The sequence below is a fragment of the Nitrosomonas sp. Nm51 genome (assembly GCF_900111165.1).
Lineage (GTDB): Bacteria > Pseudomonadota > Gammaproteobacteria > Burkholderiales > Nitrosomonadaceae > Nitrosomonas.
The window spans coordinates 43230-60513 of the sequence record NZ_FOGH01000015.1; the positions used below are offsets into that span (position 1 = coordinate 43230).

At 48.0% G+C, this 17284-nt stretch carries 16 protein-coding genes and 1 pseudogene; 8 read left to right on the top strand and 9 right to left on the bottom strand.

Annotated elements, in window-relative coordinates; translation table 11 throughout:
* Window positions 1-197: 197 nt before the first annotated feature.
* Window positions 198-671, bottom strand: coding sequence for a DUF5658 family protein (locus BMY60_RS07210; protein ID WP_090332519.1), 474 nt, complete (start codon window positions 669-671; stop codon window positions 198-200).
* Window positions 672-941: 270 nt separating this feature from the next.
* Between BMY60_RS07210 and lptE the strand changes: the two genes are divergently transcribed.
* Window positions 942-1490 carry an LPS-assembly lipoprotein LptE gene (gene lptE / locus BMY60_RS07215; protein ID WP_090332520.1) on the top strand — a complete coding sequence of 183 codons (549 nt, stop codon included), beginning with the start codon at window positions 942-944 and terminating at the stop codon, window positions 1488-1490.
* 9 nt (window positions 1491-1499) lie between these two features.
* Window positions 1500-2579: a DNA polymerase III subunit delta gene (gene holA / locus BMY60_RS07220; protein WP_090332522.1), complete on the top strand. Its 1080-nt coding sequence runs from the start codon at window positions 1500-1502 to the stop codon at window positions 2577-2579.
* Between the two features lie 28 nt (window positions 2580-2607).
* On the opposite strand, the gene BMY60_RS07225 is transcribed toward holA, so the two are convergent.
* Window positions 2608-4131, bottom strand: coding sequence for a protein adenylyltransferase SelO (locus BMY60_RS07225; protein WP_177166618.1), 1524 nt, complete (start codon window positions 4129-4131; stop codon window positions 2608-2610).
* Window positions 4132-4282: 151 nt separating this feature from the next.
* Between BMY60_RS07225 and BMY60_RS07230 the strand changes: the two genes are divergently transcribed.
* Together BMY60_RS07230 and BMY60_RS07235 are read left to right on the top strand one after the other, a co-directional pair.
* Window positions 4283-4486 (top strand): hypothetical protein, encoded by a 204-nt coding sequence (locus BMY60_RS07230; protein WP_143057384.1) that lies wholly within the window; start codon window positions 4283-4285, stop codon window positions 4484-4486.
* A gap of 170 nt (window positions 4487-4656) precedes the next feature.
* On the top strand, window positions 4657-5607 hold the full coding sequence (locus BMY60_RS07235) for a YihY/virulence factor BrkB family protein (RefSeq protein WP_090332526.1): 951 nt from the start codon (window positions 4657-4659) through the stop codon (window positions 5605-5607).
* A 63-nt stretch (window positions 5608-5670) separates the two neighbouring features.
* On the opposite strand, the gene BMY60_RS07240 is transcribed toward BMY60_RS07235, so the two are convergent.
* The 7 genes from BMY60_RS07240 to BMY60_RS07270 form a co-directional block, all read right to left on the bottom strand.
* Window positions 5671-6006, bottom strand: coding sequence for a BON domain-containing protein (locus BMY60_RS07240; protein WP_090332527.1), 336 nt, complete (start codon window positions 6004-6006; stop codon window positions 5671-5673).
* Window positions 6007-6059: 53 nt separating this feature from the next.
* Window positions 6060-8000 carry an AsmA family protein gene (locus tag BMY60_RS07245; RefSeq protein WP_090332529.1) on the bottom strand — a complete coding sequence of 647 codons (1941 nt, stop codon included), beginning with the start codon at window positions 7998-8000 and terminating at the stop codon, window positions 6060-6062.
* Window positions 8001-8150: 150 nt separating this feature from the next.
* Window positions 8151-9344, bottom strand: a complete 1194-nt coding sequence (gene mnmH / locus BMY60_RS07250; protein ID WP_090332530.1) for a tRNA 2-selenouridine(34) synthase MnmH — start codon at window positions 9342-9344, stop codon at window positions 8151-8153.
* The gene (gene selD / locus BMY60_RS07255) at window positions 9337-10407 is read right to left on the bottom strand and encodes a selenide, water dikinase SelD (RefSeq protein ID WP_256250747.1); all 1071 of its coding nucleotides are present in this window, start codon (window positions 10405-10407) and stop codon (window positions 9337-9339) included. Before selD ends, mnmH begins: the two co-directional genes overlap by 8 nt.
* 71 nt (window positions 10408-10478) lie before the next feature.
* Window positions 10479-11582, bottom strand: coding sequence for a transglutaminase-like domain-containing protein (locus BMY60_RS07260; RefSeq protein WP_090332532.1), 1104 nt, complete (start codon window positions 11580-11582; stop codon window positions 10479-10481).
* Between the two features lie 210 nt (window positions 11583-11792).
* Window positions 11793-12317 carry a putative ATP-dependent zinc protease gene (locus tag BMY60_RS07265; protein WP_090332533.1) on the bottom strand — a complete coding sequence of 175 codons (525 nt, stop codon included), beginning with the start codon at window positions 12315-12317 and terminating at the stop codon, window positions 11793-11795.
* A 286-nt stretch (window positions 12318-12603) separates the two neighbouring features.
* Window positions 12604-13566: an acetoin utilization protein AcuC gene (locus BMY60_RS07270; protein WP_090332535.1), complete on the bottom strand. Its 963-nt coding sequence runs from the start codon at window positions 13564-13566 to the stop codon at window positions 12604-12606.
* Window positions 13567-13812: 246 nt separating this feature from the next.
* Here BMY60_RS07270 and BMY60_RS07275 point away from each other — a divergent pair.
* The 4 genes and pseudogenes from BMY60_RS07275 to BMY60_RS07285 form a co-directional block, all read left to right on the top strand.
* Window positions 13813-14150: pseudogene (locus BMY60_RS07275) on the top strand (ATP-binding protein); the annotation flags it as partial.
* Window positions 14151-14389: 239 nt separating this feature from the next.
* Complete coding sequence (locus tag BMY60_RS07280; RefSeq protein ID WP_090332537.1) at window positions 14390-16066, top strand: hypothetical protein; 1677 nt, start codon at window positions 14390-14392, stop codon at window positions 16064-16066.
* Window positions 16067-16071: 5 nt separating this feature from the next.
* The gene (locus BMY60_RS15720; RefSeq protein ID WP_177166620.1) at window positions 16072-16395 is read left to right on the top strand and encodes a hypothetical protein; all 324 of its coding nucleotides are present in this window, start codon (window positions 16072-16074) and stop codon (window positions 16393-16395) included.
* Window positions 16396-16512: 117 nt separating this feature from the next.
* Window positions 16513-17070, top strand: a complete 558-nt coding sequence (locus BMY60_RS07285; RefSeq protein ID WP_143057385.1) for a hypothetical protein — start codon at window positions 16513-16515, stop codon at window positions 17068-17070.
* Window positions 17071-17284: the final 214 nt, after the last annotated feature.

Here is a 17284-nt window from a genome sequence, read left to right on the forward strand (position 1 = left end):
TCCTTGAATATCTATCAGTTTATCAGAGCGATTCACTTTAGGGCATCTCTAAAAATTCATATTTCGTCACAATACGTCGTTGTTCACAAAAAATATTTCCTTACATATCAACCATATGCTGCGCCAATATTTTTTGTTCTCGCCTCGTCTTGTTTAAAACTCTGAATTTTTAGAGTCGCCCTTTAATTCTTCCAGCACTACAACTCGCCGGCCAGATTGAGCAAATACAGTTCATAGCCTATCAAAACGCTGTAGCCGGCCAGAATGGCATATTTTACATGCCTGACCCGCATTGTATAAACAATTCTTACATTATGATGAATCACCAGCATGATTAACGCCAGCGCTGTCAGCGACATTTTAACAGCCACAAATTTATTGACGCTTTCGTCGATAAGAATCGCCATAAACCAGTTCAATTCCTCACCGCCCCGCGTAAGAATTTTCAACGTGAAAATCGCATCGCCGACACTCAATAACAGAATCCCGACCACGCATAACATTAGATGATTTGCGTAACGATCCACATAAACGGCTCCCCAACGGGCGGTTTCGGAGCGCCGTTCATTCATCCGCCTGCCTGGTTTGAAGCCTAAATGATACGCACAAAAAAACGGAGCGTCTCTGCGGCGCTCGCGTACACGCGTATTCTCAGCAAACGGCATATTCATAAATTATCCCTCCTCGATCAATTACAGGCTTATATACGCCAAGCGTGCTAAATACGGCTCAAACAACATAGTTTTCGCACATACTCACATCTTTACCTGTCAAATTCTCACTGCAACGCTTGCCACAATATGTCTCCGGCATATCCTTCAGTTTTTCAGGCTATTAGAATCGCGCCGTCCGGCATACTGCACTAACGTACAAGAAGGCGCAAATGCGGTAGAATTTCACCATACATTTTTATTAATCGCTTGTTCAAAAACTCAGATCACATGAATGCAATTCGACCAACGTTACCGTTCTTCAAGCATTGCCTTGCCGGACTGATTATGCTACTCGTTCTTACCGCGTGCGGCTTCAAGCTTCGCGGGCAGATTTCATCGCTGCCCTTCGATACATTATACATTGCCGCGCCACCGGGACATACCATCGGATCAGACTTAAGACGCGCCATTGACGCCACCACAACGACAAAAATTGTCGACGCTACCGATAAAGCCGAAGCTGTTTTGCAGGTCCTCAATGCAAATAATGAACGAAGAATTTTATCGCTTTCAGGCGGTGGACGTGTACGCGAATTTGAATTGATTTTCAGAATAACCACGCGACTGGTTGACAATAAAGGCGATGAAATCGTACCGAGAAACACTATTACACTGCAACGGATACTGCCATTTTTGGACGCACAGATACTGGCAAAAGAAGCCGAAGAACAAATGCTGTACCAGGATATGCAGGCTGATGCCGTACAGCAGATTATATGGCGGCTGTCGACGATACAAAAATCGAACGTCAAACCCGAAACCGCTGCCATGCAATGAGTATTCGACATGCGCATTAACGCGGAGCAGCTTCATCGGCAACTGCCGCAGCAACTTTCACCGCTATACGCAGTTTCCGGCAATGAAACGCTGCTGGTCATCGAAGCTGCCGATTTGATCCGGCAGCATGCACGTCAACAGGGTTTTAGTGACTATGCTTTATTTACTGTCGACCAGCACTTCAACTGGTCAGAACTCTTCAATACAAGCAACAGTCCATCATTATTCAGTGACTGCAAACTTATCGATCTGCGTATTCCATCGGGCAAACCGGGCAAAGAGGGCGGAAAAGCGATTGAATCGTATTGCAGGTCACTGCCGCAAGACACTGTGACACTGATCACGCTACCCAAGCTGGATAAACAGAGTCAATCCACGCAATGGTACAAGGCAATTGAAAATACCGGCATTGTTGTTCCGATTCAAGCAATCGAATATGCGCAGTTACCGGCATGGATCAGGCAGCGTCTCAGCAGGCAACAACAATCTGTAGACGCTGAAACACTCAATTTCATTGCTTACAATGTTGAAGGTAATCTGCTGGCCGCGCATCAGGAAATTCAAAAGTTAGCCTTACTTTATCCACAAGGCCAGTTGACCTTTGATCAGGTCAAAAACGCCGTATTGAATGTCGCCCGGTACGATCTCTTTCAATTAACCGAAGCCATGACCGCTTTCGATCCCATTCGTTACACCCGCATCCTGTCAGGTTTACAAGGCGAAGCTACGGCTCCGCCACTGATTCTCGCCACATTGGCCGAGCAAATCCGTCAATTGATCGTGCTGCGCACGGGACTGGATCAGGGATCGCCGCCTGATCTGCTATTCAAATCAGCACGTATCTGGAGGAGCCGGCAGAATGCACTGCTGTCAGCAGCCAGGCGTATTTCAGCGAGACAGCTTCAACAAAGCCTAATTCATGCGGCAAAAATCGACCGCATCAGCAAAGGTGTTGCTGCAGCAGATAGCGCCACGGTTTGGGATGAATTATTACAACTGGGTCTAAACATCGCGTTGATCGATCAACCGACGATGCAACGGAAAAAGCCTGCACATCGGAATCGGCGCTCAGCCACCGGCGGCCGATAATTGATCAAACAACAATCAAACAACAACGTTACGTGCCGCAAAAGGTTTGCTGCACGCGTTCGGCAGCGGATGGCGGCGTGCAAAACTCGCGATATTCCGGTTTATCGATATAAGGGTCGGCCACAGCCCCCAGCAACCGGCGAAATTCCTTATAATCACCACGCTCTGACGCCGCAGTCAGCGCCGCCTCCACACAATGGTTGCGCGGCAAAATAGCGGGATTACTGGCCCGCATCAAACGATATGCGGCCGCTTTGGACTCAGGCTGGCGTGCAAGACGCGCCTGCCATTGCGCATGCCAAGCGGCAAATGCCGAATCCTGAAACAGGGTATCGTCAGGGAGCGGATCTGCAGTCAGCATGCGGAAAGTATTGGTGTAATCGGCGTGATGTTCGTGCAAACACATCAGCAGCGCTTCAATCAGTTCAACATCTTCCGCTTCTTCGGTTAACAGCCCCAGCTTCCTGCGCATACCGGTCAACCAGTATTGCTGAAAAATACCGGGAAAAGCATGCACCGTTTCTTCTGCCAGCACCAGTGCCTTTTCCTGCACCGGATCCAGCAATGGCAATAATGTTTCCGCAAATCGCGCAAGATTCCATTGCGCCGCGCGCGACTGATTATGATAACCGTAACGACCCTGATAATCGATTGAGCTAAACACGGTATACGGGTCGTATTCATCCATAAATGCACACGGGCCGTAATCGATAGTCTCGCCGCTGATAGCCATATTATCCGTATTCATCACGCCATGAATAAACCCGACCAGCAGCCATTGCGCCACCAGCGAGGCCTGGCGATCGATCACACGGCGCAGTAGCGCCAGATAAGGATTAGCGGTCTCGAACAGATCCGGATAATGGCGCTGAATAGTATAATCGGCCAGTGTTTTAACATACGCGCCATCGTTGAGTCTGGCAGCATATTCGAATGTGCCTACACGTATATGACTTGCCGCCACACGGGTCAGAACAGCACCGGGCAAGGGAGTCTCCCGCAACACCGTTTCACCGGTGGTCACAACAGCCAGGCTGCGCGTGCTCGGTATCCCCAATGCATGCATTGCTTCGCTGATAATATATTCACGCAGCATTGGACCCAGCGCCGCACGGCCATCGCCGCGCCGTGAGAACGGCGTTTGTCCGGAGCCTTTTAACTGAACGTCCAGCCGGCTGCCCGCTTGCGTCAGATGCTCGCCTATCAGTATCGCACGGCCATCGCCAAGCATGGTAAAACCGCCGAACTGGTGGCCGGCATAAGCCTGCGCGATTGGGTCTGCAGTCTGCGGCAGAACATTTCCGGAAAACAGCTGCGCAACATTTTCATCGGATAATGTATCAAAATTCAGCCCCATCGACTTTGCCAGCGCATGATTTAAAATTGCCAGACACGGCGCACGCACCGGAACAGGTGCGATACGGACATAAAACGGTTCCGGCAGCCGAACATAGCTGTTATCGAATTGCCAGCCCGCTTCTTCAACCGGCAATCTCGCCTCAGCTTTTGTATGTGCATTCACATTCACATCAGTCTTTGTTTCTGGTCTCATGTCCAAAGAATTTTAATGAAAAGCGTCTGACAGTTTCTTCAAACATATGTTCAAATTTACATACACTGACAGCGATAGCGTTGGTGATCGCTCGCGCAACCTTGGCATCGTCTTTTTTTGAGAGACAATCCGCAGTTTATTGGATATTTTCTTGACTGTATATTACTCTAAAATACTGCCGCAAATCGATAGCCTCAAAACAAAGATAGATGATGAAAAACTTCATAACGGACAACTTTTCACCTGGCATCCCGATCTGCAAACCGGTAAAATCCGTACGGCATCACACGACGTACCGGACAAAATCAACGATTCACAGTCGGCCTTGTCTGGTATGTTCAATGTGACTGCTTGATGCGAACAATCTTTGGCACTGTACGCAGGTGTAAAGCGGAAAAACCAGGTTTTTTACCAACAGGCCAAAATCCGGCGCACTTGTGCAATACTGGGTTAATGAAGTTGCAGTGAGCAAATCAAAACTATTACCATACTGCTTCATGAACAAATAAGCTTCATCCCTCAATCATGATTATGATCACTGTCAGATACAGATTTATTCGGGATGTTTTAATCAACAGTTTCAAAAAATTTCAGCAAGGCAACGCGCTGGTCCGCGCTGCAGCGCTTTCATACTACACAATCTTTTCGTTGCCGCCGATGTTGCTGGTCATACTGTTTACTACTACTTTATTTTATGATCCGCAAACCGTGCGGCAAACAATTTTTGGAGATCTGGCCGATGTCATCGGCCGGGAAAGTGCAGCACAGCTCGCCAATACGGTGCGCATGGCAGGGATTTTTGAAGGAAAATGGTGGACGACATTACTTGGCATCGGCGCATTACTGTTCACATCTACTACCGTATTTGTCACCATTCAGGACGCGCTTAACAGACTGTTTATGGTCAGGCCCAGACCGAATGCCGGATGGCTGAAAATGCTACGGGACCGTATCATTTCATTTACTTTGCTACTCAGCATTGGTTTTATTCTGGTGGTTTCGCTGACAATCAACGCACTGGTCGCAAAATTCAGTCAATCGCTGATGGTCGTGATACCCAGCATCTCTGTTCTGATCATCGAAATCACCGCGCTCGTACTTCCTTTTCTGATCACAGCGCTTTTGTTTATGCTGATATTTAAATATCTGCCGGACGTTCGCTTGCCGTGGAAAAGCGTGATGACCGGCGGCATTGTTACCGCGGTTTTATTTTTTATTGGAATGTATTTCATCAAGCTCTACATCAGTAATTCCTATGCAGTCAATCTGTATCAGGCAGCCGGCTCTGTAATGGTAATTATGGTATGGGTATATTATGCATCGGTAATATTTTTGTTTGGTGCCGCATTGACTTTCAGTTTTAATGAAAGCGCCGGATTTCGCATGCCTGCTGAAGACTACGCAGTTAAAACTGTCAATCTGGAGATAGAAACCGGTAATCCTCCTGAGCATCTGCCGGACAGGTCCAAGCCATGACCCAATTTTGATTCACGCCGCATTAAATCAAATACAATCCGTAACCAGCTAATTTTTAGAAAATTATTTCACTTCCAGCAAATTCTCAACCCGGATGACACCATCGGTTTGCCGCGCTATTTGACCGGCGAGAACTTGCTGAGCGTGCGTTTCAACAAACCCGGTCAATTTCACCATACCACTCGACGCATCCACATGAATAGCGGCGGCGCTCAACTCTTCCGATTCAATCAGCTTTGATTTAATTTTCATTGCCAGAATAACGTCCTCACGCGGTTCTGCCTCTATCGTTTCAGGATTTAGCATGCCGGCACAGCCGCCAAGCAAAGCCATGACCATAAACAACCCGAACACATGCCAGCATCGGCACAATTTGTGATCAATCAAATCGTTAATCATTTAGTCTAAGCCCATGCATGTAAAAAATTTCCGGTTGTACCAATCAGCCTGCATCAGCGAGCCTCATTAATGGCTTCCACCAGACCGGAGCAGTGTATGTTTTCCTCCCCGCCATCTTCTTCCAATAATGAAATCAGGCTTGCAATCGGAGCCGAGGGCAGCAAAGCAAGCGACGCGGCGCCGCGTAATACCGCCGAAGAACCGGGAACAAAATCCGGACTGCTGAAACGGCCGCCGATATGAAGCGGTGCGCGCGCGGAAAAAAGGCTTAAATCCTTGGGATTAGGATCAATGACCAGATCCAGCTTTTCACCGGCCAGATCAATTGTACCTTTTCCTAGAAAAACAGTATCCTTGGTATCCACAACCAAGGTCTCCAAGCTCATCATGCCGTTTTCAGTCGGCAGATCGACAAAAGCACAATTGATACCGGTATCTGTTTCATCATCGAATAATGCAACCAGCGTCTCACCTATATCAAGCCCGGCAATCTCTATGAGCAGGTTGTCAAACTGACCGCCCGTCATTAACATCAACAAGCCGCCATCGGCCGCAGCCAGCATCTGTGCAATCGAATCGCCATTGAACCAAAATACGGCCCGGCCACCTACCACTCCTGCACTGTCATCGGCGATGTCAAAATATTTCAACATTTCGTTTAGCCGCACGTGCCGGATTTCAGCTTCAATTTTACTGGCAATTGGTTTTTGGCTTGCATCCAGTTCAATACGAGAGCGCAAATTACCGCTTGCAATTCCGAAATTCAGCGGCGCAAGAATCAGGTTGCCGCCCTCAATGCTGATTTTCATCGTCAGATCATCCAACGGCAGTTTTGATTCAACCCGTTTACCACGCAGATGAATATCAGCATTTACCTGCTTCAATGCTTCAAAGTCAATTTCATCTTTAGGCAGCACGGTTGGCGTTTTTTCCTCTTTTCTGGCTTCTTTCTTTTGCGGCGCCGAAGCCGTTTCCCCTTTACCGGTATCCGGCGCAATGCCGATCAGAGGGCCAAGATCATCCAAATCCAGTTTTTGCGAGGTCAGATCAGCTTTGATAAAAAGCGGGCTTTGACCGATATCGACATCAATATCCCCGGTTAAATCACTGTCACCCACACGGCCATCAAAGCCGGAAAATTTCCAGATATCGCCATAACGGGATATCTCACCCGCTAACCGATAAGGCGGCAAATCGGGCATCGGAAAGCCCAGAATGGTTGATACACGGCCAGGATTAGGTCCCTGTACCTCAAAATACATATCCAGCCCTTTCAACTGAAACGGCTGCCGCAACGTGCCATCGATTTTGGCAACCGTGTCATCCAAGCGGACATCCAAAACCAGTTTATAAGGCTTCTCGGTTTCCTGAAGCGCAAGAAGCGGATCGGCATTCAAATCAACATCCAGCGTCTTTCCCTGTATTTTTCCCTTAGCCTGCAAAGTGAACGAATCTCGGTGATTTTCCGTTCCACGCACGGAAGCAAGCGTTGCTTTTATATCGGTATCAGCAGCCGGATCGTCATAAACAAGCAATCCATTTTCAATTTTAAGCCGCTCAATGACTGGAAACTCGGTGCGTTCATCAGGCGCAGGGTCGCCAACAGGGACAATTTCAAATTCCCAGTTTGCCTTGCCATCGTACGATTTCTCGAGAAAGATGGCGGGGCTAAACAATGACACTTCAGGCAGCACTATCTGCCCCGCGATTAACCTGCGCAGATCAATTTGCAGCTCTAGTGCAGAAATTTCAAGCATGTATGGCCGCTCACTCCATGACGCATTTTCAAGCTTGATCTGCTCGAGCCGGATATGCGGCGCCAGAGACCAGCTAATATCCAGATCTCCCTTTATAACCAGCGTCCGTCCCGTCATTTCACTCAGCTGCCGGACCGCGTAGTCACGCACCCAGTTCCAGTCCATCAGCGAAATCAGTACAGCAAACAATAGCAGCAAAGAAAGAAACAAAATTGCGGTCCATTTGAATATAGCCATAGCTTTCCTAATAGATGAGGATTCAAGATCTGTTACATCATCAGCGATACGTTTATACAAGTTACCATATTCTCTGACCTGCGCCGGTATAAATCAGCGTCAGGTGTTATCATCATTATTTTTACAAGCCTCTGTTTATAAAAATAATGATTAGGATACATCAGTTGAAAACCGTGCGTGCTGGTAACCTGGACGATTTGCCGCGAAATCGTTCGTGCCGTTTTTAAGATATTCAATGACCGCGCTGTTGGAGCCTTTAAAGATTACCGTCACCTGGCGGCGTTTCAATGATTTAAGATAAAGCGGATCGTAATAATACGTTAACAATTTTTCAATCCAGATTTTGTTGGATTGAATTTCATTCCTGTTTAGAAAATCCAAACGGGCCGACGCTAAATCAATCATAATTTCCCGGGTTCGCAGTCCACCGAGCTTCTTACTGATTGCCACTAAAGCTTTTTTGTAATATTCAAAAACTGTTAGTGCTTGTTCCTGCATCGATTTTCCTTCCGCCCCTGTTTTCTGGAAAGCATGGCCGATGACCGTATTGAGAATGTAATCGTTAAAAATATTATCGACGCGGACAGCGCGCGGTTCGTCAAGCCAAATAACCTCTGAATTTCTCAGGTGAATGAAAAAACTGTCCGGCAAACAATTTTTTCCAATATGGCGGCTTTCGTCTTCAACTAGCAGGCTTGTTTGCGGCAGTAACTTGTTTTCTAATTTCATAAGCGCAACGGCCAGACGATTCTCAAAATCAATTTGTGCCGGTTGCGGAATGCGCCAGGCCCCAAATGCCGAGCCGCGGTGGTGCGCAAGGCACTCCAGATCCAAAGCGGGGTAGAAATTCTTTACCGCATTGATCAACGCTGTTTTGCCGCTTCCTGTAGGGCCTGATAACAGAATAAATCGATTTTTTGCGCCGAATTCCTCGATGAAGCGCATCAAAAACCGGCGTGCGGCTTTGTATCCGCCGGCGAGTAGCGGCCTTTCAACACCTGTATCTTTCAACCATTGTTGCGCAATTTGAGATCGCCTCCCACCACGAAAACAATAAAGCACTGCATGGGGGTTCTCGGCAACAAACTGACACCAGTGCGCAACGCGTTCTTTTTTTACCGGTCCAGAAACGATTTGATAGCCAAGCCTGATTGCGGCCTCCTGACCTTGGTGCTTATAGGCGGTCCCGATTAACGCGCGTTCTTCAGTATTGAGTATCGGAATATTAACGGATTCAGGCAGCGAGCCTTGCTCAAATTCAACCGGCGCGCGCAGGTCAATCAACGGCGTTTCCGCTGCAAATAATTGTTTTAATTCATCAATGATGACAAGCTGATTACTCAAAGATCACCGCTTTTTCTTGACGGGGTAAAACCTGTCCGATAATCCCAGCAGATTTGAATTTTGTGCGCAAAATCTGAACCATGTCATGACCTGCTTCGGCGGAAACGCTCAATAACAAACCACCGCTTGTCTGCGGATCATGAATCAATAGCCTGTGCAGATTATCCAGACTCGACACATCGATGTCAGGCTCAGTGTATTCCTTGTTAGTCCTGTGCGCCTTTGTTAAAAAAGAATTTTCCAGATAGTTTAATGCGTTACTAAACCGGGGCAGTTCGGCCGCGTCCACTTTTAAAGTCACATTACTGGCATGAGCCATTTGCATGGCATGTCCTGAGAAGCCAAAACCCGTTATATCCGTGGCCGCGTGAATGGCGGCTATTAACCCGGGCTTCATCAAGTCAGCAACATTATTGACAGCCGCCATACCGAGCAGCGCCTCCATAATATCTTCTTCATCTACTGCTTGTCTCTTTAACGCGGCGGTCATGGTGCCGGTGCCTAACGCTTTGGTAAGAATCAAATGATCCCCTGCTATCGCCCCGGCATTCGTCCACACCTGTTGTGGATTGACAAATCCGGTTACGGAAAGACCAAACTTCAACGTATCATCGTCAATAGAATGACCGCCCACAAAATTAGCCCCTGCTTCGGCAATTTTATTGCTGGCCCCCTGCATGACATCGACAATCACATGCTCGGGTAATGTCGCCATCGGAAAAGCCAGAATTCCCATGGCCGTTCTGGGCCTGCCACCCATGGCGTAAACATCGCTTAAAGCGTTCGCCGCCGCAATTTCTCCAAAAAGAAGCGGCGTATTTACGATCGGCGTAAAAAAATCCAGGGTTTGCACCAATGCAACGTCATCATTTACTTTATAAATCGCCGCATCATCAAACAAACCGCCGTCAACGAGCAGCTCGCGGTGAGCAGTCGGAAACTTTACCTGCTGTAAAATTCGATGTAATTCGGAAGCAGCAACTTTGGCAGCACACCCCCCTTTTTGGACTGTTTGCGTTAGGGCAATTTTCCCGGCACTCATAATTGCGTTTGCTTTTGACATATCACCTTTGACATATCACCTTGTGCTGCTTCAATAGCTAAACAAAAATCGCGTGACAAGGTGTTTACACTTTACACAGGTGTTTTGATTTCCCGAGCGGTGATTGTGTATTTGAAGGTATCGGGATCCAGTTGATCCAGAGCCTTTCCACCACTTTCGCCATTCGGATACATGAAATAAGCGAGCCTGGTTCGTGAGTTTGGCAGAACAACGTCATGCGCAGTATTATAAGCAAGCCAGTTCATTTCCCAGGTGCCGAATAATTTCCTGCGTATCGCCATGACTCTTGGGTCGTCTAGTTGCAGATTGCCGGGTGGCTCTTCCAGCACTACCTTGCGTACGTCGGCGGGATCGACCGGCACCCAGCCTATACCTTGAGCAAAAAATTCAGCACGGCAGTGTTGTCCTTTGCTCGCATCGGTACTGCCGAGTCCGAGGCTTTTGTAACCCAGTCGCGAGGGCGCAACGCGCAATCCGTAGACATCGCGTGCTGCCACGCCGACCGACCGGGTCAGGCCGACGAACAGCGCATTGAGATCGCCACATTTGCCACCGAAATAACCTGTTTCCAGCATCGTCTTGATATCGCCCCAACCGCACCCGTTGACTTTAGGGTCACGAAAAGTATTCTCCACAACCCATTCGTAGATCGCATACGCCTTTTCAATGTCTGACCTGGCCAGACGCGTGATGTTTCTTGCCGTGTCACGCACGATGCCGTCTGTCGGTATCAGTTCAGTCGGTTTGGTATAGCGTTCTATTTCGCGCTGTGACAGGGGATCAGTGGCCAGTGACCCCGGATTGGACCTGATGAAATCTGCGGCGCGGTTACGCGTAGCAAAAGAATTAATTACTTCAATATGTGGCGCTTGCTCATTTTCCCGCCATTCGACATAAAGTATTTTTGCACCATAGTTTGGCTCGGTAATAACTGTTGTCCGTCCGTTGCCCGACCATGTAGTACCGAGCAGTGTGTGCCAGTCAGTTTTTTCCATGTAAGGCAGCGGGACCCAGGCACGCGAAATACCGGAGGGATTCGTAATGTCGAGCTTTGTAATCACCTCGTATGTGCGCCAGCCTTCATCCTGTGTTGCGGCAATTGCTTTGCGCATGCGCGACAACCCGGCAATGAATGGGGCCGTAACAACAGCTTGTAAAAAAGTTCGTCTTTTCATATGAAAGCTACTATTTCTCATCAATCACGGCCGTTATTGCTATCCAAAGCATCGACTGCCGTTTATCCAATCCAGTAAATTTTTCAGCACTTGAAGACACATTTTTTTCAAAAAATAATGTTTTATTGGACGCTGTCATTCCGGTCGCACACTCAAAAACAGAGTATCGGCTATTCCTGCATTACGCAACAATAATGCAGCGTCACTGTTTCACTGCTCCAGATCAATAACCACTTCACGATGCATCCAGTCCCGGCCGATCAACAATTTGTACGTCATTTTGCTGCGGTCGCGTAAATTTACATCAACCGTTTTATTGATACCGTTCCAGCCCAGACGCAAAGGTACATTATAACGGTATTCAACACCCTGTGAATTGCGTACCTGAGTAACAGAACTGATACGCCTTGAAATGGACCATGTCTCGCCTTCTTCATTCTCAATAGTAAAATTAACCTGTTTGCCGACATTGTCCATCATGGTTTCCGCGGCATCTTCGACTTCGATATCAGTTGCATGTATCGACGTACTTTTAGCGCCGCTGTCAATGCGGGCGAAAAACCGCGCCTGACCTTCAATCCAAAAATATTCTTCCGGGCTGATTACTTTTTTGTGTGCATCAATACTTTCCAGCGCCTCGGGCGGGCCATCCAAAGCCAACGACGAAGCATTTACTCCCACAGCAAGCAGGAAAAACGTAAAAAACAAATATTTTTTCTTAAAAAATAGACTCATATTTCTCCTTTTAAAAAGATATCAATAATTGACTGATCGGTTATCGATTAAATCTGGTAATAATATCCGAGCGCCTCGCGATTACCAGGGGGTTTCGACAGAAGAATCCAGCCCAAAGGCAACACCCGCATATTTCAGAATACACGATCGCTGGTCACAGCCGCGAAAGTCAGGCTTTACGGGTCAGGAAAGAAAGCCAATTTTGAAGGAATTGCAAGTTATTTTGCTGTTGCTGTAAATTTCATTTCACTGTTTCTGCTCAATTCGGTTAACACGTGGATGCGCCTCAGATTCGGTCCACTTCAATCATGGCGCTGACAACAGTAGTCCATGTTTTAGCAATATTGTCAAGATTGTAGCCGCCGCCACCCAGTGCCACCACGCGGCCACCACAAAATTCGTTGGCAATGCGGCAAACACTTGTTACTACATGTTTATGCACACACTCAGTATATGCCATGTGCGTTATCGGGTCACCACATATACTGTCGGCACCACATTGAATTAACACAAACTCCGGTTTACCCGTGCGTATAAATTCTTCGGCGCGCGGCCATGCCTGCATAAATAATTCATTACCAGCGCCAGGCGGCATCGGAAAATTCAGCTTGGTGCCTTTGGCGCCGCCTTTCCCGGTCTCGGTGATATTTCCGGTCCCCGGATATAAAAAACGACCGTCTTCATGAAAATCAACAAAAATCAGATCGGGATCATTTTCAAAACTGTAGAATACGCCATCGCCATGGTGCGCATCGATATCGATATAGGCAATCCTGTTGATATGGTGCTTATGGCGCAGATACTCAATGGCAATACCACAATCATTGATGACACAAAATCCCGCAGCGGTATGGCGCCGCGCATGATGCAGGCCGGCAATCGGCACGAAGGCTTTTGTATATTCATTGTCAACAAGACGATCAATCGCGTCACATACTGTCCCCGCAACCGTCAGGGCTGCGTCATACATACCGCTAAACGCTGGCGTATCCCCCTGGTCAAGATAACCGCCGCCAGACTCCGACAAATCTTTAACTTTTTCTATGTACTCATGTTCGTGAAACAGTTCAAGAATTTCTTGTGTGGCCGCAACAGGCCTCAGGATGTCAACATGTTGATCAAGATTCTTCTGGTACAGCGCATTGCTGAAAGCACTATGGCGCAGCGGGCCAAAAGGATGGTTGTTTCCGAATGCGTAACGTGCAAGTTCATCGCCAAGGTACACACAGCATGCATATTCTGTTTTCATCGTCGTGACACTGCCAGATTAATTGTATCAGTATGATAGTAACAAAATTAAATTTAGCGATCCTCAATAATATGCAATCGGTTTAGCCAAAGTAATCGTAATTGAAGGATGTATTTCACCAGCTTAGGGAGTTTGGAGTCAGGCTGCCCAATTTAACAGCCAACGTCAGCCGGATGATTTCGCTTACCCTGAAAAAACAAAATGCATAAAAGGTTTACCAAATTGATTCTGGAATAAATGCTTTTCGAATTAGCGGGAGGTGCTGAGAAGGAAAAACAGCTGGACAAGCCCGGCTCGCTCGCCAGGCGACTCATCCAAATCGACGCCATCATTCTCGATGAACCGGGCTATCTGTCTTTCCCGGAATCCAGCGGCGCTTTATTGTCTCATATCATCAGTCAGCTATATAAAAAGACTTCTCTGATCATTACTACAAATCTCGACTTTGCTGAATGAGCACAAGTTTTTGGCGATGAAAAAATGGCCATCGCCTTACTCGACCGCATCATCCGTCACTGCGATACCTCGAGACCGGTAACGATTCCTATCGATTCAAGCATCATAAAAACGCACTTGATAATTAAATTGCACATTGTTTAACTGGAAACTTTTGGCTGTTGATACATGGTAAATTTTGAGTGTTGATTGACACTCGTGACAGATACCGAATTTTTTTCAGTTAGCGCGTGATAATTTTGCAAGTGGCTCAGAAGACAAGAAAGAATTCTCCACGAAATGGGCCATTTCCGCTTCTCATACGTATTAAGAGTAGTAATGGAATTTTCAATCTTTTTGGACATATACATAAAGCGGAGAAATCAAGATGAGCAAACAACAACTACCCATCACGCACTATCGTGGCAATGAATTTGTTCTGGTACAAAAGGCACAGGAAGGATTCGGCCCAGGCGATGAAGTCTGCATCGATGCCAACGAAGATGGTTTGTTTTGGCACCAAACCAACGTCGGCAACGGTCTTCTTCATTCGTTCTTCAATCATATCAGCCGTAGCTGGCAGTTTCTGCATGATGGTGCAGGCCGTTTGGCAAGGCAAAAATATCGCGATCATGCCGTATGGTCTACCGAACCGGTTCATCGAGCAGGCCAGCCAACAGGCGCAACGGCAGGAAACGGGGTTGGGGTTGACGTTGAAATATATCCTGCCATAGATTCAGAACCGGGGCATCGTTTGAATAATTCGAACTTGACGGGAATCCAGCCAAAACAGCAGTTTGGCACCTGTCATCCTACCCGTGCTGCCCAACATACGGCTTCTCCCGATCCTGAAAACTCGGCTTTCGATCTGGCCGGGCACTATAATAAAAGAAGCTCAGTCATATCTGCACAATTCTGTCGAAGCAAATGGTACTTATTGCACCGTTTCCTGCTCGGCGCCGGTCGAACAGAAGTTTTAGCGATATTCTTGAGCCTGTCTTTGTTGTCCGGCTGCACCGACAAGGTTGAACAACCATCTGAGACTGCGAAAATTAACAGGGCAAAGATCGAACGAGTTGCTTTCGATTTCCATTTCAACTTTTTTGACGAGGCCCTGGAACCGATCGAACTCAGTATTGACGAGGCCGCTTATTTTTATAACTTGAAAGCCCATGGCAAAGTGCAGGTCGGCGACCCGGCCGGCAACCGAGATCGGGAATACGGGAAACCTGCTGACAAAAACCTTCCACCCAGAGGTGGCGAGCCTCCGTCCCTGGCATACAATAAAACCTGCCGTGAGGCTGGCGTGCCAGTTCCTCCGCCCTTCGGACAACCCACCTGGGCCGAGATCGGCTCGCTCCCCGGGGAGCAGATCTTTTCCGATTCGCGATTCAATCCGTTGTATATCTGGCGTTATAAGTCTACAAACGCCCCTGCCGGACTCTGCGCCGCCACGGTACGCTATCAGATCGGCAAAACGCAAGACAAAAACAACAAAGCCGCCAATGTGCAAGTGGTCGGTATCATCTGCCAAGGCAAGAAGACCGGCAATGCCTGTTTCTGGGCCTCGGAAACCAATCCGTTCGGCAAAAAAATTGACGATTTTGAACTCAATGGCAACACCATTCCCACCTACACCACCTTCACCAACCAGGACGGCACCAAGGGAACTAAGCCGCTGAAATGCACGTTTTGTCACTTGGGGAGCAATGCCTTTATCGTGCATCCCGGTACCGTTCTGGACGGCATCGCCGAAGAGCCGGAAAAGCGCTATACACCAATCTCAACAAGGAATGTGGACAACACCAACAAGGGTGATAAATGGGGCAATCCGCCTTGGAAAAAAGCCGCCAGCGTGATCGCCGCCAATGATTGCCGCTCTTGCCATGCCTTTGCCGAAGTCAACAAGGTCTGGTGCCGCGACCTGTTGCAAAAAGCTATCGGCAAAACGATGCCCCCGGCAGATGGCGGACAAACACCCGAGCAGCAATTGCCTAAGTTCAAAAACAGTCTTGATATCCTGAAGGCCGAGTGCGCCAAAGTCGGATATGATTTGACATTCTGAATCAGTTGATGGTCGGCTGGAATGAGATCATGATGCCGTGCCGCCAGAACCTGTCCGCGTTAGGCATCAAGCTACCTCAACTCAGTATCTGGCAAGGCAACGACCCGGTTAAAGACCAAAGGTCTACCGGGTCGACTATCCGGCTCCAGACAGAAATACCCTCCACGCTCGAACTGGAAATGTTCGCCGACTTCAGCCAAGAAGATAGCTCAAACTTCTTCGAAGACGCCCGGCAACGCCCGCCAGTGATAAAGCTCTGCAAGACGATGGTCGCGCACCGAATCCATTTGATGTCCTTGCTACCTAAGGCTGTTTGGTGGTACAACTGACAATCTGAACCTGGCAGCGAAGAGGTAAAGAGGTAAAGCTGTATGCATTTCCTAAACCGTGTGATTGGTTGGATATGGAATAAAAGCCCAACGTCAACGTTATGGCCATTAGCACTGATGAGCCTGCTACCTGGCTGTGCCGTCCCGACGACACCGCTACCAACGACGGTTGCTGCGCAACCATGTTTAGAATTATTTACTGCATTAGACAATGCAGCAGCCAAGGCGGGTTTCTCGCCATCCAGACCGATGCGGGTACCAGGTTTTCCGTATCTGCGCAGCACCCGGTTTCTCGCAAGTTTCAATCAGCAAATACTTTTACCAACCCAACAGGAAACCTGGCTTGGCCATCTAGCAGACACTGACCGTACTGCACGCCAAATCGAGCTGGATTCACTCCCGGCGGCGAGCAAAGCCAAGTTAGCGGCCAGCTTTGGCGGCAATCTTCAAAACGCGATAGACAGCTGCTACCCTCGTTTAGTGTCTGCGGATTTGGCTGATAGTAACCGTCTGACTTTGTTAAGGCAGCGCGTAAAGGTGCCCTCGGATTACCGCATCATTCCCCAGATACTCGGTCTATATCCGCTCAGCGCCATCCCAGTCACCATACGTGTACAAAACTATCATGAAGAAACCTATGAGGTATTCCAACGCCCGCTGGCAGAACTAGTATAATGTTTCAATAAAATATTTACAAGTTGTCTTTTTCAGGCTATTCTCAAATAAAAACCAGGAGGGTGTCATGGCTCGAAAAACACAACGCGCTGAATTGTCTTTGTCGGCCGATCAACGGGGCAAACTTGAACAAATAAGCAAGGCCCGCAAGGCTCCGTTGCGAGAAATCCCAAGGGCTCAAGTGTTGCTGCATTACGCTGATGGTATTTCAATC

Coding starts and splice junctions, on each gene's coding strand:
- BMY60_RS07210 (WP_090332519.1), bottom strand. CDS start 671: ATGAATATGCCGTTTGCTGAGAATACGCGTGTACGCGAGCGCCGCAGA.
- lptE (WP_090332520.1), top strand. CDS start 942: ATGAATGCAATTCGACCAACGTTACCGTTCTTCAAGCATTGCCTTGCC.
- holA (WP_090332522.1), top strand. CDS start 1,500: ATGCGCATTAACGCGGAGCAGCTTCATCGGCAACTGCCGCAGCAACTT.
- BMY60_RS07225 (WP_177166618.1), bottom strand. CDS start 4,131: ATGAGACCAGAAACAAAGACTGATGTGAATGTGAATGCACATACAAAA.
- BMY60_RS07235 (WP_090332526.1), top strand. CDS start 4,657: ATGATTATGATCACTGTCAGATACAGATTTATTCGGGATGTTTTAATC.
- BMY60_RS07240 (WP_090332527.1), bottom strand. CDS start 6,006: ATGATTAACGATTTGATTGATCACAAATTGTGCCGATGCTGGCATGTG.
- BMY60_RS07245 (WP_090332529.1), bottom strand. CDS start 8,000: ATGGCTATATTCAAATGGACCGCAATTTTGTTTCTTTCTTTGCTGCTA.
- selD (WP_256250747.1), bottom strand. CDS start 10,407: ATGTCAAAAGCAAACGCAATTATGAGTGCCGGGAAAATTGCCCTAACG.
- BMY60_RS07260 (WP_090332532.1), bottom strand. CDS start 11,582: ATGAAAAGACGAACTTTTTTACAAGCTGTTGTTACGGCCCCATTCATT.
- BMY60_RS07265 (WP_090332533.1), bottom strand. CDS start 12,317: ATGAGTCTATTTTTTAAGAAAAAATATTTGTTTTTTACGTTTTTCCTG.
- BMY60_RS07270 (WP_090332535.1), bottom strand. CDS start 13,566: ATGAAAACAGAATATGCATGCTGTGTGTACCTTGGCGATGAACTTGCA.
- BMY60_RS07280 (WP_090332537.1), top strand. CDS start 14,390: ATGAGCAAACAACAACTACCCATCACGCACTATCGTGGCAATGAATTT.
- BMY60_RS07285 (WP_143057385.1), top strand. CDS start 16,513: ATGAGCCTGCTACCTGGCTGTGCCGTCCCGACGACACCGCTACCAACG.